The organism is Streptomyces sp. NPDC002032 (genome assembly GCF_042890765.1).
Taxonomy (GTDB): domain Bacteria; phylum Actinomycetota; class Actinomycetes; order Streptomycetales; family Streptomycetaceae; genus Streptomyces.
The window spans coordinates 488,899-508,001 of sequence record NZ_JBIASM010000002.1; the positions used below are offsets into that span (position 1 = coordinate 488,899).

A 19,103-nucleotide genomic window follows, 5' to 3' on the forward strand; every position below is an offset into this window, starting at 1 on the left:
GACGTCCGCTCCAGGGAAGGACCCTTCGTGAGCGACACCACCGATCTGATGGGCGCTGCCGACACCAACGTCGACACCAGTGCCCCCGCCGCGGGCGCCGCGCCCAAGCGTCGCCGCTCCGGCACCGGCCTTGAGGGCATGGTCCTGGCCGAGCTGCAGCAGGTCGCGTCGGGCCTTGGAATCAGGGGCACCGCGCGGATGCGCAAGAGCCAGCTGATCGAGGTCATCAAGGAGGCGCAGGGCGGCAGCGCCCCCAAGGCCGCGGCTCCGGCCGCCGCCGCCGAGGCCGCCGAGACCAAGCCGAAGCGCCGTGCCACCAGCAAGGCCCGTACGGGCGAGGCCGCCGCTGCGGCGCCCGCCGAGAAGCCCGCCGTCGCGGCGCAGATCGACATTCCCGGCCAGCCGGCCGGCGGCCCCTCCCGCGCGAGCGAGACCGAGCGCGGGGACGAGGCCCCGGCGGGCGAGCGCCGCCGCCGTCGGGCGACCGCCCCCTCCGGCAGCCCGGAGACCTCGGCCCCCGCCGTCGTGCAGGTCGAGCAGAAGACCGAGGCCGCCGCGGCCGTCTCGGCCGAGCCCAAGGCCGAGGCAGTGACCGCCGTCGCCGCCCAGGGCCAGGGCCAGACGCAGGAGGCCGGCGAGGGCCGTACCCGGCGTGACCGCCGTGACCGCGCCGAGCGGGGCGAGCGCGGTGAGCGCGGCGACCGCGCCGAGCGTCAGCAGGGCCGCCGCGAGCGCGGGGCCAAGGCCGACGACCAGGGCCAGGGCCAGGGCGGCCAGGGTCAGGGCGGTCAGGGCCAGGGCGGCCAGGGTCAGGGCGGGGGCCGTCAGGACCGCGCCGACCGCCAGCAGCAGGGCGGCCGCGGCCAGGGCCAGCAGGGTCAGCAGGGCCGTCAGGACCGGCAGGACCGTCAGGACAACGGCCCGCAGGACGACTTCGACGAGGACGGCCGCCGTGGCCGTCGCGGCCGCTACCGCGACCGCCGTGGCCGTCGTGGCCGCGACGAGTTCGCGCCGAGCGAGCCGCAGGTCGCCGACGACGACGTGCTGATCCCCGTCGCGGGCATCCTCGACATCCTCGACAACTACGCGTTCATCCGGACCTCGGGCTACCTGCCGGGCCCGAACGACGTGTACGTCTCGCTGGCCCAGGTCCGCAAGGCCGGGCTGCGCAAGGGCGACCACACCACCGGTGCGGTCCGTCAGCCCAAGGACGGCGAGCGCCGCGAGAAGTTCAACGCCCTCGTGCGTCTGGACTCGGTGAACGGCATGGCGCCCGAATCCGGCCGCGGCCGCCCGGAGTTCCAGAAGCTGACTCCGCTCTACCCGCAGGACCGGCTCCGTCTGGAGACCGACCCGGGCGTGCTGACCACGCGCATCATCGACCTCGTGTCGCCGATCGGCAAGGGCCAGCGCGGTCTGATCGTGGCTCCGCCGAAGACCGGCAAGACCATGATCATGCAGGCGATCGCCAACGCGATCACGGTCAACAACCCCGAGTGCCACCTGATGGTCGTCCTGGTCGACGAGCGTCCGGAAGAGGTCACCGACATGCAGCGGTCGGTCAAGGGCGAGGTCATCTCCTCGACCTTCGACCGCCCGGCCGAGGACCACACCACCGTCGCCGAGCTGGCCATCGAGCGCGCCAAGCGTCTCGTCGAGCTCGGCCACGACGTGGTCGTCCTGCTGGACTCGATCACCCGTCTGGGCCGCGCGTACAACCTCGCCGCCCCGGCCTCCGGCCGCATCCTGTCCGGTGGTGTCGACTCGACCGCGCTGTACCCGCCGAAGCGCTTCTTCGGTGCCGCGCGCAACATCGAGGACGGCGGCTCGCTGACCATCCTGGCCACCGCGCTGGTCGACACCGGCTCGCGCATGGACGAGGTGATCTTCGAGGAGTTCAAGGGCACCGGCAACATGGAGCTCAAGCTCGACCGCAAGCTCGCCGACAAGCGCATCTTCCCGGCCGTCGACGTCGACCCGTCGGGCACCCGCAAGGAGGAGATCCTCCTCAACGCGGAGGAGCTCGCCATCGTCTGGAAGCTGCGCCGGGTGCTGCACGCGCTCGACTCGCAGCAGGCGATCGAGCTGCTGCTGGACAAGATGAAGCAGACGAAGTCGAACGCCGAGTTCCTGATGCAGATCGCCAAGACGACCCCGGCCGGCAAGAACGACGACTGACCGGGTCCGCGCATCACCGAAGCCGCCCCCGCCGCCTCCGCGGCGGGGGCGGCTTCGTCGTGTCCGGCGCCCGCCCGGCCCGTGCGACCTTCGCCACACGCGCACCCCGCCCGGGCCCCCTCCACCGCCCCCCGCCGCGCCGAGGGGCCACGGTGGGTGGGCAGTCCGTCACGGGCTGCTGATGCCGGCTCCCGATGACCGCCCCGATGGTTCCCCCGCTCTCTACACCGTGGAACCCTGGAACGCACTAGTCCGTCTGAATGAGAGACGCGGCGGGCAACGCACGCAGGACTGAGGAGAGCATGAGCGAGGAAAGCAAGGGTCGCGGCCGACGCGCCGCCACCCGGCGCCGACGTAAACCGCCGCAGCGCCGGCGTGCCCTCACCATCGCCGCGTGGACGGCCGCGGGCGTCGTCCTGCTGGGCGGTGGCGGCCTCGGCTGGTTCTACTTCAAGCTCAACGGCAACCTGAAGACCGTGGACATCGACCAGGCGCTGGGCAAGGACCGCCCCGCCAACGTCGACAACGGCTCGATGGACATCCTCGTCCTCGGTTCGGACTCCCGCGAAGGGGCGAACAGCGAGTACGGCGCGGACGACGGCGGTTCGGCCCGCTCCGACACGGCGATGATCATCCACCTCTACGAGGGCCACAAGCAGGCCAGCGTCGTGTCGATCCCGCGCGACACGATGCTCCCGCGGCCCGCCTGCCCCACCGGCAAGGGCAAGAGCAGCGCCCCCCGGCAGCGCGCGCAGTTCAACGAGGCCTTCACCATCGGCGGGGCCGCCTGCGCGGTCAAGACCGTCGAGGCGATGTCGGGGATCCGCATGGACCACTACATCGAGGTGGACTTCACCGGCTTCAAGAAGATCATCGACAATCTGGGCGGCGTGCAGCTCACCACCACCAAGCCGATCAAGGACGGGGGCAGCCACCTCGACCTCCAGCCCGGCCCCCACAAGCTGAACGGCGAACAGTCCCTCGGCCTGGTGCGGACCCGCAAGAGCGTCGGCGACGGCAGTGACCTGGGCCGAATACAGCTCCAGCAGGCCTTCATCAAGGCGCTGATCAAGCAGGTCAAGGGCGTCGGGGTGTTCGACAACCCCAAGAAGCTCTACGACCTCGCCGACTCCGCGACCAAGGCGATCACCACCGACAAGGCGCTCGGCGACGTGAAGTCCCTCGCGGGATTCGCCCAGGGCCTCCAGGGCATCGGCGCCGAGAACATGCACATGATCACCCTGCCGGTGACGCGGGACCCGCTGGACAAGGACCGCGTGGCCCCGCTGGCCAAGGAGTCCAAGATGGTCTGGGAAGCCCTCCTGGCCGACCAGCCGATCCCCGCCGCGGCCACCGAGAACTCCACCGGGGACAAGAGCGAGGCCGGGTCCATCGTCCAGTGACGGCCCCGCCGCGACCGGCGGGAATACCCGCACCCCCCTCCCCGTTGAGGGGAGCGTCCTCAGAATTTTGACAGGCGGCCCGGTCCTGGCAGACTGGTCTGTCGGCCCCGGTTCACGCAGTGCGCAATTCGGCTCCTGCGACCCGGCGCCCTCCCGAATCTAGGAGACACCTTGAAGCGCGATGTTCACCCCGAGTACGTCGAGACCCAGGTCAGCTGCACCTGTGGCGCGTCGTTCACCACCCGTAGCACCCTGACCGAGGGCACCATCCGTGCCGAGGTCTGCTCCGAGTGCCACCCGTTCTACACGGGCAAGCAGAAGATCCTCGACACCGGTGGCCGCGTGGCCCGCTTCGAGGCCCGCTTCGGCAAGGGTGCGGCCCAGAAGTAGCGCGACCCAGGCGCCGGTATCCGGCCGCCCCCTGATGAGACGGGGGTGGCCGGACCGGCGCCTTTGTCGTCGTACCGGCAAGCCAGCCCATTTTTTGACTTTCACCACAGGAGCACCCGATGTTCGAGGCGGTCGAGGAACTGATCGGCGAGCACGCCGATCTTGAGAAGAAGCTCGCCGACCCTTCGGTCCACTCCGATCAGGCCAACGCGCGCAAGCTGAACAAGCGCTACGCGGAGCTGACCCCGATCGTGGCGACCTTCCGCGCCTGGAAGCAGTCGGCCGAGGACATCGAGACGGCCAAGGAGTTCGCGGCCGTCGACCCGGACTTCGCCGCCGAGGCCAAGGAACTGAGCGCCCAGCGCGACGAGCTCACCGAGAAGCTCCGCCTGCTGCTCGTCCCGCGCGACCCCAGCGACGACAAGGACGTGCTCCTGGAGGTCAAGGCCGGAGCCGGCGGCGACGAGTCCGCCCTCTTCGCCGGTGACCTGCTGCGCATGTACCTGCGCTACGCCGAGCGCGTGGGCTGGAAGACCGAGATCATCGACGCCACCGAGTCCGAGCTCGGCGGCTACAAGGACGTCCAGGTCTCCGTCCGCACCAAGGGCGGCAACGGCGCGACCGAGCCCGGCCAGGGCGTGTGGGCCCGGCTGAAGTACGAGGGCGGCGTGCACCGCGTCCAGCGCGTGCCGGCCACCGAGTCCCAGGGCCGCATCCACACCTCCGCCGCCGGCGTGCTCGTCACCCCGGAGGCCGAGGAGGTCGAGGTCGAGATCAACATGAACGACCTCCGCATCGACGTGTACCGCTCCTCCGGCCCCGGCGGCCAGTCCGTCAACACCACCGACTCGGCCGTGCGCATCACGCACCTCCCGACCGGTGTGGTCGCCTCCTGCCAGAACGAGAAGAGCCAGCTCCAGAACAAGGAGCAGGCCATGCGCATCCTGCGCTCGCGCCTGCTGGCCGCCGCGCAGGAAGCCGCCGAGCAGGAGGCCTCCGACGTGCGCCGCAGCCAGGTGCGCAGTGTGGACCGCTCGGAGAAGATCCGTACGTACAACTACCCGGAAAACCGGATCTCGGACCACCGGACCGGTTTCAAGGCGTACAACTTGGACCAGGTGCTCGACGGCGACCTCGACTCGGTCATCCAGGCCTGCGTGGACACGGACTCCGCGGCCAAGCTCGCCGCCGCGCACTGATCCCGCCCGATCCCCGCACCACCCCCCGTACGACAGCAGCCCGGAGGACCAGCGTGAACTTGCTGCTTGCCGAGGTGGCCCAGGCCACCCAGCGGCTGGCCGCCGCCGGCGTGCCCTCACCGCGCTTCGACGCGGAGGAGCTCGCGGCCTTCGTGCACGGCGTCAAGCGGGGGGAACTGCACCACGTCAAGGACGCGGACTTCGACGCCCGCTACTGGGAGGCCGTCGCCCGCCGCGAGGCGCGCGAGCCGCTCCAGCACATCACCGGCCGCGCCTTCTTCCGCTACCTGGAGCTCCAGGTCGGGCCCGGGGTCTTCGTGCCGCGGCCCGAGACGGAGTCCGTCGTGGACTGGGCCATACAGGCCGTCCGGGCGATGGACGTGGTCGAGCCGCTGATCGTGGACCTGTGCACCGGCTCCGGCGCCATCGCGCTCGCCATGGCCCAGGAGGTGCCGCGCTCGCGCGTGCACGCCGTGGAGCTGTCCGAGGACGCGCTGCGCTGGACCCGCAAGAACGCCGAGGGCTCCCGGGTCAGCGTCCACCAGGGCGATGCGCTCAGCGCGCTGCCCGAGCTGGACGGCCAGGTCGACCTGGTCATCTCCAACCCGCCGTACATCCCGCTCACCGAGTGGGAGTACGTGGCCCCCGAGGCCCGGGACCACGATCCCGAGATGGCGCTGTTCTCCGGCGAGGACGGCCTCGACACCATCCGCGGCATCGAGCGCACCGCGCACCGGCTGCTGCGGCCCGGCGGCATCGTCGTCATCGAGCACGCCGACACCCAGGGCGGCCAGGTGCCGTGGATCTTCGCCGACGAGCGCGGCTGGGCCGACTCCGCCGACCACCCCGACCTGAACAACCGGCCGCGCTTCGCGACCGCCCGCAAGGCGATGCCGTGACCTGCGCGACCACCCTTCCCGCCACCACCCCGCTGTACGAGGAGGCCCGCTGATGGCCCGGCGATACGACTGCAACGACGCGACGGACCGCAAGACGGGTCTGCGCGAAGCCGCATCCGCAGTGCGCCGCGGCGAGCTCGTCGTGCTGCCCACCGACACCCTGTACGGGATCGGTGCGGACGCCTTCAGCCCCGAGGCCGTCGGTGACCTGCTCGCCGCCAAGGGGCGGGGCCGCAACATGCCCACCCCCGTGCTCATCGGCTCCCCGAACACGCTGCACGGCCTGGTCACGGACTTCTCCGAGCAGGCGTGGGAGCTCGTCGACGCCTTCTGGCCGGGCGGGCTCACGCTCGTCGCCCGGCACCAGCCGTCGCTGGCCTGGGACCTGGGGGAGACCCGGGGGACCGTCGCCGTGCGCATGCCGCTGCACCCCGTCGCGATCGAGCTGCTGACCGAGGTCGGCCCGATGGCCGTGTCCTCCGCCAACCTCTCCGGGCACCCCGCGCCGGAGGACTGTGACGCGGCGCGCGCGATGCTGGGCGACTCCGTGTCCGTGTACCTGGACGGCGGCCCGACCCCCAGCACCCTGCCGTCGTCGATCGTCGACGTCACCGGGAAGGTGCCCGTGCTGCTGCGTGCGGGGGCCCTGACCGCCGAGCAGCTGCGCGAGGTCGTACCCGACCTCGAGGTGGCCCCGTGAGCCCTGAGGGGCGTGGCATAGCAAGGGGCCAGGTCCCGGTGAGCGCCGGGGGAGACCCCTTCCGCATACTCCACGTCAGCACCGGCAACGTGTGCCGCTCGCCGATCACCGAGCGGCTGACGCGGCACGCCCTGTCGCACCGGCTCGGCGGCCTCGGTCTCGTCTCCGGTGACCTCATCGTGGAGAGCGCGGGCACCTGGGGGCACGAGGGGGCGCCGATGGAGGCCAACGCGGCCGCCGTCCTCGCGGACTTCGGCGCCGACGCCTCCGGTTTCACCGGCCGCGAGCTGCTGGACGAGCACGTCATACGAGCCGACCTGGTGCTGACCGCGACGCGGGACCACCGGGCGCAGGTCATCTCGATGGGCCACTCGGCGGGACTGCGCACCTTCACGCTGAAGGAGTTCACCCGGCTCGTGCGGGCGATAGACCCGGCGACGCTGCCGCCGCTGGACGACGGCATGGCCGAGCGCGCCCGGGCCCTGGTGCGGGCCGCCGCCGCGCTGCGCGGCTGGCTGCTGGCGCCGTCGGCCGACGCCGACGAGGTGTACGACCCGTACGGGGCGCCGATCACCTTCTTCCGCTCGATCGGCGACGAGATCAACCAGGCGCTGGACCCCGTGGTCACGGCCCTGACGGGCGTCAACGCCCGCCGCTGACGGCGCGGCCGGATCCGGGTTCGGGCCGCCGGGCCCGCCGTGGGGCGGGTTCAGGGGGGCGGGGCTATCGTGGCTGGTACCTGACGGGTAGCCCCTGGAGTCGCGCCATGAGCGTCATCACCCAGCCCACGGACCTGCTGCGGCAGCAGGATCCGCAGATGGCCGACGTGTTCGAGGGGGAGCGCGAGCGGCAGGCGCGGACGCTCCAGCTGAGCGCCGCCGAGAACTTCACCTCCGCCGCCGTGCTCGCCGCCCTCGGCTCCCCGCTCGCCAACAAGTACGCCGAGGGCTATCCCGGCGCCCGTCACCACGGTGGCTGCGAGTACGCCGACCTGGCCGAACGGATCGCCGTGGAGCGGGCCAGGGCGTTGTTCGGGGTCGAGCACGCCAACGTGCAGCCGCACTCCGGATCCTCCGCCGTACTGGCCGCCTACGCCGCCCTGCTGCGCCCCGGGGACACGGTCCTCGCCATGGGGCTCCCGTACGGGGGGCACCTCACGCACGGTTCGCCCGCGAACTTCTCCGGCCGCTGGTTCGACTTCATCGGCTACGGGGTCGACGCCGACACCGGGCTCATCGACTACGCGCAGGTGCAGGAGCTGGCCCGGGCGCACCGGCCCAAGGCCATCGTGTGCGGCTCGATCTCCTATCCGCGCCACCCCGAGTACTCGGCGTTCCGGGAGATCGCCGACGAGGTCGGGGCCTACCTCATCGTCGACGCGGCGCATCCGATCGGCCTGGTGGCGGGCGGCGCCGCGCCCAGCCCGGTGCCGTACGCGGACCTGGTCTGCGCGACCACGCACAAGGTGCTGCGCGGTCCGCGCGGCGGGATGGTCCTGTGCGGGGCCGAGTTCGCGGAACGCGTCGACCGGGCGGTGTTCCCCTTCACCCAGGGCGGCGCCCAGATGCACACCATCGCCGCGAAGGCGGTGGCCTTCGGGGAGGCGGCCGGCCCGGCCTTCACCACGTACGCGCACAAGGTCGTCGCCAACGCGCGGGCACTGGCCGCGGCCCTGCGGGAGCGGGGCTTCGCGGTCACCACGGGCGGCACCGACACCCACCTCATCAGCGCCGACCCGGGCCGGCTCGGTCTCGACGGGCCCACGGCCCGCGGCCGGCTCGCGGCCGCCGGGATCGTCCTGGACACCTGTGCCCTGCCGTACGGGGACCAGCGCGGGATCCGTCTCGGCACGGCGGCGGTGACCACGCAGGGCATGGGGGAGCGGGAGATGGCCCGGATCGCGGAGCTGTTCACGGCCGCGCTCGGCGGCGCGGCGGCGGGCACCCGTAAGGAGGTCGGCGAGCTGACCACGGAATTTCCCCCGTACGGGGAGTAAAGGGGGCACAGCGGGCGTACCGCAACCGGCACGGGGTACCCGTGCGTCCTTTTGAGCGATGACATCACGGCTAATGTGTGGGGCTGAGATGGCCGGCGATACATCTGGGGCAGCCCGTGCGTGAATATCTGCTGACGCTTTGCGTCACGGTCGCGGTGACCTACCTGCTGACCGGGCCCGTGCGGAAGTTCGCGATCGCGGCCGGCGCCATGCCGGAGATCCGTGCCCGCGACGTGCACCGGGAACCGACTCCACGGCTCGGCGGCATCGCGATGTTCGGCGGTCTGTGCGCGGGCCTGCTGGTCGCCGACCACCTGCGCAACCTCAACGGCGTCTTCGAGCTGTCGAACGAACCACGGGCCCTGCTCTCGGGCGCGGCGCTGATCTGGCTGGTCGGCGTCCTGGACGACAAGTTCGAGATCGACGCCCTGATCAAGCTGGGCGCGCAGATGATCGCGGCCGGCGTGATGGTGATGCAGGGCCTGACCATCCTGTGGATCCCGGTCCCCGGCATCGGGACGGTCGCGCTCACCCAGTGGCAGGGCAACCTGCTCACCGTCGCCCTCGTCGTGATCACCATCAACGCGGTGAACTTCGTGGACGGGCTGGACGGTCTGGCGGCCGGCATGGTCTGCATCGCGTCGACCGCGTTCTTCCTCTACGGCTACCGCATCTGGTTCGGCTACGGCATCGAGGCGGCCGCCCCGGCGACGCTGTTCGCCGCCATCCTGATGGGCATGTGCCTGGGCTTCCTGCCGCACAACATGCATCCCGCGCGCATCTTCATGGGCGATTCCGGGTCGATGCTGATCGGCCTGGTCCTGGCCGCCTCGACCATCTCCATCACCGGTCAGGTCGACCCCGACACGATGGCGCTCTTCGCGGGTGGTGAGCGCAACGCGACGCACGCGATGCTGCCCGCCTTCATCCCGCTGGTGCTGCCGCTGAGCATCGTCGCGATCCCGGTCGCGGACCTCGTCCTCGCCATCGTGCGGCGCACCTGGAAGGGCCAGTCGCCCTTCGCCGCCGACCGCGGGCACCTGCACCACCGGCTGCTGGAACTCGGGCACTCCCACAGCCGCGCCGTGCTGATCATGTACTTCTGGTCCGGGCTGATCGCCTTTGGCGCGGTGGCCTATTCGGTGCACTCCACCTCGATGTGGATCGTCCTCGCCATCGCCGCGCTGAGCGGGCTGGGCCTCGTCCTGCTCCTGCTGCCGCGGTTCACCCCGCGGACCCCGCGCTGGGCCGAGGCGCTGGTCCCGCCGCGCTACCGGCGCGCGGCGCCGGTGCGCCGCGAGGTGCCCGCCCGGGCCGCCCGGGTGTCCGCCGGGACGGCGGACGGGGGCGAGGCCGTGCGCACTCCGGCCTCGTACGGGCTGAACGGCTCCACCGCGCTGTCCGAGCTGTCCCGCCGCGGGGGCGGCGGGACCGGCACGAAGGAGCGCGAGCGCACCTGAGCCCGGGTCCGGGACACCGCCCGGCCCCGGGCGCGGGGCGGGGCGTCAGGGCCGGGCGGCCCGGGTGGGATGGCTGCCCCACACCCCGCGGAGGGTGCCGCAGATCTCGCCGACCGTGGCACTGGCCGCCAGGGCCGACCGCATCGGGAACATGACGTTGCCGTCGCCGCGCGCGGCCTCCGCCAGCCGGGCCAGCGCGTCGTCCACCGCGGACTGGACCCGCCAGGCCCGCAGCTTCGCCAGCCGTTCGCTCTGGCCCCGGTGTGCCGCACGGGCCTCGTCGCCGCGCGCCTCCACGCCGGACGGGCCGGGCGGGTGTCCGTTCCCGGGCAGGATGGTGCTCTGGAACCGGCGCTCGACGGCCCGGACGGCGCCGCCCAGCCGTTCGATGCTGTCCATCAGCGCGACCGCCGCCGCCTCGATCTCCCGGGAGGCGTCGGCGCGCCGCCACGGCCGGCCGCCGCGCGGCGGCGGAGCGGTCCCCGGGGACGGGCCGCCCGGGCGCGGCCCCGTGCGGCCGGCCCGGTCCGGGCCGAACTGCTCGTTCACGGCCCGGGTCCAGATGCGCCGGGCCGCCCGGAACTTGGCCAGGACCTCGGTCCGGCTGCCGCCGTCGGAGAGGCAGAAGGTGAGCCCCGGGACGAAGGTGTCCGCGTTCACGCCCGCGGACACCGCCGTACGGACGTAGGCGATGCCGTTGGTGAGGGCGAACGCGACCTCCTGGGCCGGGTCGGCGCCGGCTTCGGCCAGGTCGTGACCGCATACGGACAGGACGTCCCAGTGGGGCAGGGAGATCCGGCAGTACCGCAGGACGTCCCGGGTCAGGCGCATGGCCGGGGCGGGCGGGAAGAGGCAGGTGCCGCCGGGGGCGATGAACTCCTTGAGCACGTCGCCCCGGACCGATCCGCGCAGCCGTGCCGCGGGAACGCCGTGTTCCTCGGCGACGAGCTGGTAGAGCAGGATCAGGGGCGCGGCCGCGGCGTCCACGTCCAGGGACAGGGAGACCCGGTCCAGGGGGATGCCGCTGAGCAGCACCCGCATGTCGTCGATGGAGTCGACGGCCACCCCGGCGCGGCCCACGTGGCCGAGGGCGGGCGGGGCGTCCGAGTCGAGCCCCGACGCGGTGGGACGGTCGACGAGCAGCGGCAGGATGCGCCCGCCGCGCTCGACCAGCTCCCGCAGACGGGCGTTGGCGGACACCGAGGTGCTGAACCGGGGGGTCCGTTCCGTGGCGGGGGAGATGCCGGGCGTCATGTGCTCCTCACGGGTGTGATGGGGGGCGCCGGAGCGCCACGGGGTCGGGGTGGCGGCCCGCGGTGTCCCGGCCGCCGGCGGGGGCGGCGTCCACCGTGATCGCGGTGAGGACGGTGCCCGCACGGGTGGTCCAGCGGCCGGCGAAGGAGCTGAGGCCGGGGTGGGCGCGGACCAGGACGGACGGGAGCACGCGGGCGGAGAAGGTGCGGCGGACCGGGTCGATCCGGATCAGGGCGTCCTCGAACGACAGCGCGAGCGATGTCTGCGGGAACCACGCCTTGTAGACGCTCTCCTTGGCACTGAAGAGCAGCTTGTCCCAATGGATGGCGGGATGACGGGCGGCGAGTTCCCTGATCTGGGCGATTTCCTGCGGCAGCGCGATGCTCGCGAGCACGCCCCCGGGGAGCGGGCTGTCGGGTTCCGCGTCGATGCCGAGGGCCGCGACCCGGGAACCGTCGGCCACGGCCGCCGCGTGGTACCCGGCCGTGTGGGTGATCGCGCCGCGCACCGAGCCGGGCCAGACGGGGAGCCCGCGGGGGGTGGCGAGCAGGGGGGCCGCCGGAACGCCCAGGGCGGCGAGCGCCCGGTGGGCGCAGTACCGGGCGGTGGCGAACTCGCGGCGGCGGCGCTCGACCGACCGGGCCACGAGGGCCGCCTCCTGTGGGTACAGGGAGGAGAACGGCACGTGCTCGAACGCCTCGTGGGCGTGGACGTGGGAGGGCAGGACTTCCTCGATCATGATTCCCTCTTCTCTCGTCCCCGCCCCGCCCCGGGCTCCGGCCGTGCGCCGTCAGCTGCGGGCGGCGGCCACCACGGAGGCGTTCCCCAGGATCTGGACCGGCCGCCCCGGAGGGGTCGCGCGCCGTTCCCACTCCCTCGGGTAGCCGAGGGACACCTCGTGGTGCGGGACGCCGTCGCAGTGGATGGTGCGGGGGATGTGCAGGTGTCCGTAGACCACCGCGGCCGCCCGGTACCTGCGGTGCCAGTCGGCGGTGCCGGTCGTTCCGCACCACAGGGCGAACTCGGGGTACCGCAGGACCCTCGTGGGGTCGCGGACCAGGGGGAAGTGGTTGACCAGGACGGTGGGCAGGTCCGGTGGCAGTGCGTCGAGACGGTCGCGGGTGACGGCCAGCCGCGCGCGGCACCACGCTTCCCGGGACGGGTACGGATCGGGGTGCAGGAGGAACTCGTCGGTGCAGACCACTCCGGCTTCGTCCGCGAGGCGGAGCGCGTGTTCCTTCGAACGGGCGCCGGGCGGGCGGAAGCTGTAGTCGTAGAGGACGAACAGCGGGGCGATGACGGCGGGTCCGCCCACCCCGTTCCACACCGGGCAGGGGTCCTCCGGTGTGATGACGTCCAGCCGGCGGCAGATGTCGACGAGGTGCTGGTACTTCTCCTCGCCGCGCAGCCGTACCGGGTCGGCGGGATCGGTCCACAGCTCGTGGTTGCCGGGTGTCCAGACCACCTGGGCGAACCGGTCCCGCAACAGGGCGAGGGAACTCTCGATGTCGGACACGGTCTCCCCGACGTCCCCGGCCACGATGAGCCAGTCCGCCGGGGAGCCGGCCCGCAGGCCGTGCAGGACGTCCCGGTTGCGTTCGTGCCGCACGTGAAGGTCACTGATGGCCATCAGCCTGCCGCCGTGGGCGGCAGGAAGGCCGGCTCCGGGGAGCGCGAGGCGGTGGTTCCCATTCATTCCGCTGCCCCTCCCCGGCGTGTCGGTTCGACCCGGCGTCGGCACCTCACCGTCCCAGGGTGATCCATCCCCCTGCCCGGGGAAACCCCTAGTTCGGCCCCTAGGAGCACTGGACCACGCTCTGTTACGGAAATGAGGGGATTGCCGGAGACCGGCCGCTGTCTTCTTGGGGCAATCAACCGGATGCGCTTCGTCGGTCATCGGTGAACCCGCCCGAGGGGGGCGCGAATTGAGCTCTTCGGGGGGAAGTCACGGACGGTCCGACGCCGGCGGCGGACCCTCGGACACCGCGGAAAGCCGCTTGTGAGCGCCTCTCGCGCGGGCGTACGCCCTGGCGGGCCAGGGGTTGCCGCCGGGGAGCCCGCACCGGCCGGCATGCGGCGAATTCGCGTTTCGGGAGAGGTCAATTCCGATTCCGAAACCGAAACTCCGGCGGAGCGGCAATGCGGCGCAGGCTGCGCGGGGAGACCGGTTCGACGACAGCGTCGCCGACGGCCCCGCAGGGGTGATCGAGGTGCGCAAGAGGCTGGGTCGAATCATTCGCACGAACCTCGGGGTCTCACCGGCGGCCGCGCCGCGCGCCTCCGGGAACAGGGGGAGTCCGACCGGCACTTCGCCACGGGCCGCACCCTGCCCGCGCTGTCCGCGGCCCCTTCGCCGGCCGGCATCGGCGAGGCCGCCGCGCGTCTGCGGGGAGGCCCGCCCGGCCAGTTGAGCCCCCGGCGTGGGGCGGGACCCGCCCGGGAGCGTAGATACTGGTCCCAGGACAGGTCCTTGCCGCGTCCGCGGACCCGCCCACTCATGCTCAGGTGAGCGAGGATTGACCCATCCGTGTGACGAGCGGCATAATAATTGAGTAAAGTCTGCATCAAATACTTTGTGATACCGTTCGCAAGCGCCCGGGTGAGAGCGTGAAGACCGTTGTGCGACCGTCTTCCAGCAGGCCAGTTCACTCCCGGGTCACCGCCGTCCACTGACGGTAACCAGAACCCACCCACACCTCGCCGGAGGAGCTGCCCCCATGCAGTCCAACGACGCCCGAACTCTCCTGCACTGCGTCGTTCCCACCACCGTCGTCGGCGGTGTCGGGATCGCGGTCAGTGCCGCCCTCGCGGGTGGCAAGGGCGCGCTGGGTGCCGCCTTCGGCGCGGCGCTCGTCCTCGTGTTCATGGGAGGAGGGCTGGTCGCCCTCCAGCGGACCGCGCGCTCTCTGCCCCATCTCTTCCAGATGATGGGTCTCCTGCTCTACACGACGCAGATCCTTGTACTGATGATCGTGCTGAGCATCGTCAAGCGCGTCGCGGTCTTCGACACCAAGTGCACCGCCTTCACGTTGCTCGCAGCCACTCTGGTCTGGATGGCGGCTCAGGTCCGGGCGCACATGAAGTCGAAAATCCTTTATGTGGAGCCAGAAGGGGCCCGGACGTCCTCGTAACGTGTAGGCCGGGTGTAAAGAGGCTTCCGCTCGTTTGCTATCGTCTCGCCACAGCTGCGGCAGGGTTTGCGCGGGCGGCGGTAGACAGCGGCTGATGGGTGTTGTCAGCGCTTGAAGCCCAACCGCCGCACATAAGTATCCGCCAGTCCAGTCCAGTGCCGTTCCGCGGTCGCAGGCCGCGCCGACACAATGAGGTTGCCGTACCCATGCGCCAAGTAGAAGGAGCTCGCGGTGAGTGACGCCACGACGCTCGCCTTCGAGATCGATTGTCACATCTTCGAAGGGTGCGGCTTCCCGACCCCCGGCCTGCACTCCTTCCTGTTCAAGCCGATGTTCACGGTCGGCGGTATTGAGTTCAACAAGCCGATACTGCTGGCTTTGCTGAGCACGGTCGTCGTCGTGGGGTTCTTCTGGGCGGCATTCAACAAGCCGAAGTTGATCCCCGGCAAGCTGCAGATGGTCGGTGAGGCGGGTTACGACTTCGTCCGCCGCGGAGTGGTCTACGAGACGCTCGGCAAGCGTGAGGGCGAGAAGTACGTCCCCCTCATGGTCTCGCTGTTCTTCTTCATCTGGATCATGAACATCTGGTCCATTATTCCGCTGGCCCAGTTCCCGGTCACGTCGGTCATCGCCTTCCCGGCCGGTCTCGCCGCCATCGTGTACGTGCTGTGGGTGAGCCTCACCTTCAAGCGCCACGGTTTCGTCGGCGGAATCAAGAACATCACGGCCTACGACAAGTCGCTCGGCCCGGTGTTCCCGGTGGTCATGCTGTTCGAGTTCCTCTCGAACATGCTGATCCGGCCGTTCACCCACGCGGTCCGTCTCTTCGCGAACATGTTCGCGGGTCACGTGCTGCTGCTGATCTTCACCATCGCGAGCTGGTACCTGCTCAACGGCATCGGTATCGCCTACGCCGGCGTCTCGTTCCTGATGGTTCTCGTGATGACCATCTTCGAGTTGTTCATCCAGGCACTGCAGGCGTATGTGTTCGTCCTGCTTGCGTGCAGCTACATCCAGGGTGCTCTCGCCGAGCACCACTGACGGTCGGACCCCCTATACATCCGGTGGCCAACCCCCACCGGCCCGTGAAACAGAAGGAAGAAACGGCATGTCTGCTCTCGAGACCCTCGCTGCGGTCAACCTCCAGGGCAACCTCGGAGCGATCGGCTACGGCCTCGCCGCGATCGGCCCCGGCGTCGGCGTCGGCATCATCTTCGGTAACGGTACCCAGGCCCTGGCCCGCCAGCCCGAGGCTGCCGGTCTGATCCGCCAGAACCAGATCCTCGGCTTCGTCCTCTGTGAGGCGCTCGCCCTGATCGGTCTCGTCATGGGCTTCGTCTACCCGGTCCCTTCCTGATCGCTCTCGACTGAGAAACATTTACGACGGAAGGCACTGATGTGATCGCCCTGGTACCGCTGGCAGCTGAGGAGATTCAGAATCCCCTCATCCCGCCGATCCCCGAGCTCGTCATCGGTCTGCTCGCCTTCGTCATCGTCTTCGGCGTCCTCGCGAAGAAGCTCCTCCCGAACATCAACAAGGTTCTGGAAGAGCGCCGCGAGGCCATCGAAGGCGGCATGGAGAAGGCAGAAGAGGCCCGGACCGAGGCCCAGAGCGTGCTGGAGCAGTACAGGGCCCAGCTCGCCGAAGCCCGGCACGAGGCCGCGCGTCTGCGCCAGGACGCGCTTGAGCAGGGCACTGCGCTCAAGGAAGAACTGCGCGCAGAGGGCCAGCGGCAGCGTGAGGAGATCATTGCTGCCGGCCACGCCCAGATCGCGGCCGACCGCAAGGCAGCCGCTCAGGCGCTGCGTCAGGACGTGGGCAAGCTCGCCACCGACCTGGCCGGAAAGCTCGTCGGCGAGTCCCTTGAGGACCACGCCCGGCAGAGCCGCACGATCGACCGCTTCCTCGGCGAGCTCGAGGAGAAGGCCGAGGCGGCCCGATGAACGGAGCGAGCCGCGAGGCGCTGGCCTCCTCGCGCGAGCGTCTCGACGCGCTGATGGACAACACGTCCGTCGACGCGGCGAAGCTCGCCGATGAGCTGGCAGCCGTCACCGCGCTGCTCGACCGTGAGGTCTCGCTGCGTCGGGTCATCACGGACCCGGCGCAGTCCGGCGAGGCCAAGGCCGAGCTCGTCGGCCGGCTGCTGTCCGGACAGGTGAGCGGGGAAACCCTCGACCTGGTGTCCGGCATGGCCCGGTCCCGCTGGTCGCAGTCCCGCGACCTGGTGGACGCGCTGGAGGAGCTGGCGGCCACCGCCGACCTCACGGCGGCCCAGCAGGCCGGCGGTCTGGACGACGTCGAGGACGAGATCTTCCGCTTCGGCCGGATCGTCGCGTCGAGCACCGAGCTGCGGTCCGCGCTGACCGACCGCGCGGCGACCGCCTCCGCCAAGGGCCGGCTGCTGCGCAGCCTGCTCGGCGGCAAGGCGAACGCCGTCACCGAGCGCCTGGTGACCCGTCTCGTCACGCACCCGCGTGGACGTAGCCTGGAAGCGGGACTCGAATCCCTTTCCAAGCTCGCCGCCGAGCGTCGTGACCGCATGGTCGCGACCGTGACGAGCGCGGTTCCGCTCAGCGACATCCAGAAGCAGCGCCTCGGCGCAGTGCTGGCCAAGCTGTACGGCCGCCAGATGCACCTGAACCTCGACGTGGACCCCGAGGTCCTCGGCGGGATTTCGGTGCGAGTCGGCGACGAGGTCATCGACGGCACCATCGCGGACCGCGTCGCCGAGGCGTCGCGCCGCATGACCCGCTGACCAGCACCAACAGAACAAAGCATTCCTAGCGGCCCGGTTGGGCCGTGCAGAACTTGCAGAAGATTCCTGGGGGTCGCCCCCAGACCCCTAAGAAGCTTCAGGCCCAACAAGGAGAGCAGGGAACCCAGATGGCGGAGCTCACGATCCGGCCGGAGGAGATCCGGGACGCACTGGAGAACTTTGTCCAGTCGTACCAGCCGGACGCGGCCTCGCGCGAGGAGGTCGGAACGGTCAGCGTTGCCGGCGACGGCATCGCGAAGGTGGAGGGCCTGCCCTCCGCCATGGCGAACGAGCTGCTGAAGTTCGAAGACGGCACCCTCGGTCTCGCCCTCAACCTCGAGGAGCGCGAGATCGGTGCGGTCGTCCTCGGCGAGTTCAGCGGTATCGAAGAGGGCCAGCCGGTGCACCGCACCGGTGAGGTGCTCTCCGTCGGCGTGGGCGAGGGTTACCTCGGCCGCGTCGTCGACCCGCTCGGCAACCCGATCGACGGTCTCGGCGAGATCGCGACCGAAGGCCGTCGCGCCCTGGAGCTGCAGGCTCCGGGCGTCATGGTCCGCAAGTCGGTGCACGAGCCGATGCAGACCGGTTACAAGGCCATCGACGCGATGGTTCCCGTCGGCCGTGGCCAGCGTCAGCTGATCATCGGTGACCGTCAGACCGGCAAGACCGCGCTGGCCGTCGACACGATCATCAACCAGCGCGACAACTGGCGCTCGGGCGACGTGAACAAGCAGGTCCGCTGCATCTACGTCGCCATCGGCCAGAAGGGCTCGACCATCGCGTCCGTTCGCGGCGCCCTGGAAGACGCCGGCGCGCTGGAGTACACGACGATCGTCGCCGCCCCGGCGTCCGACCCGGCCGGCTTCAAGTACCTGGCGCCGTACACCGGTTCCGCCATCGGCCAGCACTGGATGTACGCCGGCAAGCACGTCCTGATCATCTTCGACGACCTGTCGAAGCAGGCCGACGCCTACCGCGCCGTGTCGCTGCTGCTGCGCCGCCCGCCGGGCCGCGAGGCCTACCCGGGTGACGTCTTCTACCTGCACTCCCGTCTGCTGGAGCGCTGCGCGAAGCTCTCCGACGACATGGGTGCCGGTTCGATGACCGGTCTGCCGATCGTCGAGACCAAGGCGAACGACGTGTCGGCGTTCATCCCGACCAACGTCATCTCCATCACCGACGGCCAGTGCTTCCTGGAGTCCGACCTGTTCAACGCGGGCCAGCGCCCGGCGCTGAACGTCGGTATCTCGGTCTCCCGCGTCGGTGGCTCCGCCCAGCACAAGGCCATGAAGCAGGTGTCCGGCCGTCTGCGCCTGGACCTCGCCCAGTACCGCGAGCTGGAGGCGTTCGCCGCCTTCGGTTCCGACCTGGACGCCGCCTCGAAGGCCTCGCTGGAGCGCGGCAAGCGCCTGGTCGAGCTGCTGAAGCAGGGCCAGTACCAGCCGATGCCCGTCGAGGAGCAGGTCGTCTCCGTCTGGGCCGGCACCACCGGCAAGATGGACGACGTCCCGGTCGCCGACATCCGTCGCTTCGAGTCGGAGCTGCTGGAGCACCTGCGCCGCGAGCGCAAGGACCTCCTCACCTCCATCGCCGACGGCGGCAAGATGTCGGACGACACCCTGACGTCGATCGCCGACGCCATCGCCGCCTTCAAGCAGCAGTTCGAGACCTCGGACGGCAAGCTCCTGGGCGAGGACGCGCCGGCCGTCAACGTCTCCAAGTGACGACGGAAGGGAC

General features: G+C 70.9%; 18 protein-coding genes. 15 read left to right on the forward strand and 3 right to left on the reverse strand.

Annotated elements, in window-relative coordinates; genetic code table 11:
* The first annotated feature begins 27 nt into the window (after window positions 1-27).
* From rho to ACFYYT_RS06420, 9 genes are all read left to right on the forward strand, one after another.
* Entirely contained in the window at window positions 28-2,178 is a 2,151-nt protein-coding gene (rho, locus tag ACFYYT_RS06380) for a transcription termination factor Rho (protein ID WP_351822313.1), read from the forward strand.
* Between the two features lie 302 nt (window positions 2,179-2,480).
* A complete protein-coding gene (locus ACFYYT_RS06385; protein WP_351822316.1) occupies window positions 2,481-3,581 on the forward strand; it encodes an LCP family protein in 1,101 nt (366 codons plus the stop codon).
* Window positions 3,582-3,752: 171 nt separating this feature from the next.
* Entirely contained in the window at window positions 3,753-3,971 is a 219-nt protein-coding gene (rpmE, locus tag ACFYYT_RS06390) for a 50S ribosomal protein L31 (RefSeq protein ID WP_351822319.1), read from the forward strand.
* A gap of 119 nt (window positions 3,972-4,090) precedes the next feature.
* Window positions 4,091-5,170 (forward strand): peptide chain release factor 1, encoded by a 1,080-nt coding sequence (gene prfA / locus ACFYYT_RS06395; RefSeq protein ID WP_351822321.1) that lies wholly within the window; start codon window positions 4,091-4,093, stop codon window positions 5,168-5,170.
* Between the two features lie 53 nt (window positions 5,171-5,223).
* Complete coding sequence (gene prmC / locus ACFYYT_RS06400) at window positions 5,224-6,069, forward strand: peptide chain release factor N(5)-glutamine methyltransferase (protein ID WP_351822323.1); 846 nt, start codon at window positions 5,224-5,226, stop codon at window positions 6,067-6,069.
* 52 nt (window positions 6,070-6,121) lie between these two features.
* Window positions 6,122-6,769 carry an L-threonylcarbamoyladenylate synthase gene (locus ACFYYT_RS06405; RefSeq protein ID WP_351822325.1) on the forward strand — a complete coding sequence of 216 codons (648 nt, stop codon included), beginning with the start codon at window positions 6,122-6,124 and terminating at the stop codon, window positions 6,767-6,769.
* A complete protein-coding gene (locus ACFYYT_RS06410; protein WP_351822328.1) occupies window positions 6,766-7,428 on the forward strand; it encodes a protein-tyrosine-phosphatase in 663 nt (220 codons plus the stop codon). The genes ACFYYT_RS06405 and ACFYYT_RS06410 overlap by 4 nt, the downstream gene beginning before the upstream one ends.
* A 107-nt stretch (window positions 7,429-7,535) precedes the next feature.
* Window positions 7,536-8,765, forward strand: a complete 1,230-nt coding sequence (gene glyA, locus ACFYYT_RS06415; protein WP_351822331.1) for a serine hydroxymethyltransferase — start codon at window positions 7,536-7,538, stop codon at window positions 8,763-8,765.
* Between the two features lie 104 nt (window positions 8,766-8,869).
* Window positions 8,870-10,225, forward strand: a complete 1,356-nt coding sequence (locus ACFYYT_RS06420; protein ID WP_351822411.1) for an MraY family glycosyltransferase — start codon at window positions 8,870-8,872, stop codon at window positions 10,223-10,225.
* 45 nt (window positions 10,226-10,270) lie between these two features.
* Here ACFYYT_RS06420 and ACFYYT_RS06425 read toward each other — a convergent pair whose 3' ends face one another.
* Genes ACFYYT_RS06425 through ACFYYT_RS06435 form a run of 3 tightly spaced genes read right to left on the reverse strand, consistent with a single transcriptional unit; the run spans window position 10,271 to window position 13,175 of the window.
* A complete protein-coding gene (locus tag ACFYYT_RS06425) occupies window positions 10,271-11,479 on the reverse strand; it encodes a methylmalonyl-CoA mutase family protein (RefSeq protein ID WP_351822334.1) in 1,209 nt (402 codons plus the stop codon).
* 7 nt (window positions 11,480-11,486) lie between these two features.
* Window positions 11,487-12,218, reverse strand: a complete 732-nt coding sequence (locus ACFYYT_RS06430; RefSeq protein WP_351822337.1) for a 4'-phosphopantetheinyl transferase superfamily protein — start codon at window positions 12,216-12,218, stop codon at window positions 11,487-11,489.
* A 51-nt stretch (window positions 12,219-12,269) separates the two neighbouring features.
* Window positions 12,270-13,175 carry a metallophosphoesterase gene (locus ACFYYT_RS06435; RefSeq protein ID WP_351822340.1) on the reverse strand — a complete coding sequence of 302 codons (906 nt, stop codon included), beginning with the start codon at window positions 13,173-13,175 and terminating at the stop codon, window positions 12,270-12,272.
* Window positions 13,176-14,196: 1,021 nt separating this feature from the next.
* Between ACFYYT_RS06435 and ACFYYT_RS06440 the strand changes: the two genes are divergently transcribed.
* From ACFYYT_RS06440 to atpA, 6 genes are all read left to right on the forward strand, one after another.
* Window positions 14,197-14,610: a hypothetical protein gene (locus ACFYYT_RS06440; RefSeq protein ID WP_351822343.1), complete on the forward strand. Its 414-nt coding sequence runs from the start codon at window positions 14,197-14,199 to the stop codon at window positions 14,608-14,610.
* Window positions 14,611-14,841: 231 nt separating this feature from the next.
* Window positions 14,842-15,651 (forward strand): F0F1 ATP synthase subunit A, encoded by an 810-nt coding sequence (gene atpB / locus ACFYYT_RS06445; RefSeq protein ID WP_351822346.1) that lies wholly within the window; start codon window positions 14,842-14,844, stop codon window positions 15,649-15,651.
* A 67-nt stretch (window positions 15,652-15,718) separates the two neighbouring features.
* The gene (locus ACFYYT_RS06450; RefSeq protein WP_351762174.1) at window positions 15,719-15,967 is read left to right on the forward strand and encodes a F0F1 ATP synthase subunit C; all 249 of its coding nucleotides are present in this window, start codon (window positions 15,719-15,721) and stop codon (window positions 15,965-15,967) included.
* Between the two features lie 41 nt (window positions 15,968-16,008).
* Window positions 16,009-16,554 (forward strand): F0F1 ATP synthase subunit B, encoded by a 546-nt coding sequence (locus tag ACFYYT_RS06455; RefSeq protein ID WP_351822349.1) that lies wholly within the window; start codon window positions 16,009-16,011, stop codon window positions 16,552-16,554.
* Window positions 16,551-17,366, forward strand: coding sequence for a F0F1 ATP synthase subunit delta (locus ACFYYT_RS06460; RefSeq protein ID WP_351822352.1), 816 nt, complete (start codon window positions 16,551-16,553; stop codon window positions 17,364-17,366). The genes ACFYYT_RS06455 and ACFYYT_RS06460 overlap by 4 nt, the downstream gene beginning before the upstream one ends.
* A 128-nt stretch (window positions 17,367-17,494) precedes the next feature.
* Window positions 17,495-19,090: a F0F1 ATP synthase subunit alpha gene (gene atpA, locus ACFYYT_RS06465; protein ID WP_351822354.1), complete on the forward strand. Its 1,596-nt coding sequence runs from the start codon at window positions 17,495-17,497 to the stop codon at window positions 19,088-19,090.
* Window positions 19,091-19,103 lie beyond the last annotated feature (13 nt).

Coding starts and splice junctions, on each gene's coding strand:
- ACFYYT_RS06385 (WP_351822316.1), top strand. CDS start 2,481: ATGAGCGAGGAAAGCAAGGGTCGCGGCCGACGCGCCGCCACCCGGCGC.
- prfA (WP_351822321.1), top strand. CDS start 4,091: ATGTTCGAGGCGGTCGAGGAACTGATCGGCGAGCACGCCGATCTTGAG.
- ACFYYT_RS06405 (WP_351822325.1), top strand. CDS start 6,122: ATGGCCCGGCGATACGACTGCAACGACGCGACGGACCGCAAGACGGGT.
- glyA (WP_351822331.1), top strand. CDS start 7,536: ATGAGCGTCATCACCCAGCCCACGGACCTGCTGCGGCAGCAGGATCCG.
- ACFYYT_RS06425 (WP_351822334.1), bottom strand. CDS start 11,479: ATGACGCCCGGCATCTCCCCCGCCACGGAACGGACCCCCCGGTTCAGC.
- ACFYYT_RS06430 (WP_351822337.1), bottom strand. CDS start 12,218: ATGATCGAGGAAGTCCTGCCCTCCCACGTCCACGCCCACGAGGCGTTC.
- ACFYYT_RS06435 (WP_351822340.1), bottom strand. CDS start 13,175: ATGAATGGGAACCACCGCCTCGCGCTCCCCGGAGCCGGCCTTCCTGCC.
- ACFYYT_RS06440 (WP_351822343.1), top strand. CDS start 14,197: ATGCAGTCCAACGACGCCCGAACTCTCCTGCACTGCGTCGTTCCCACC.
- ACFYYT_RS06450 (WP_351762174.1), top strand. CDS start 15,719: ATGTCTGCTCTCGAGACCCTCGCTGCGGTCAACCTCCAGGGCAACCTC.
- ACFYYT_RS06460 (WP_351822352.1), top strand. CDS start 16,551: ATGAACGGAGCGAGCCGCGAGGCGCTGGCCTCCTCGCGCGAGCGTCTC.
- atpA (WP_351822354.1), top strand. CDS start 17,495: ATGGCGGAGCTCACGATCCGGCCGGAGGAGATCCGGGACGCACTGGAG.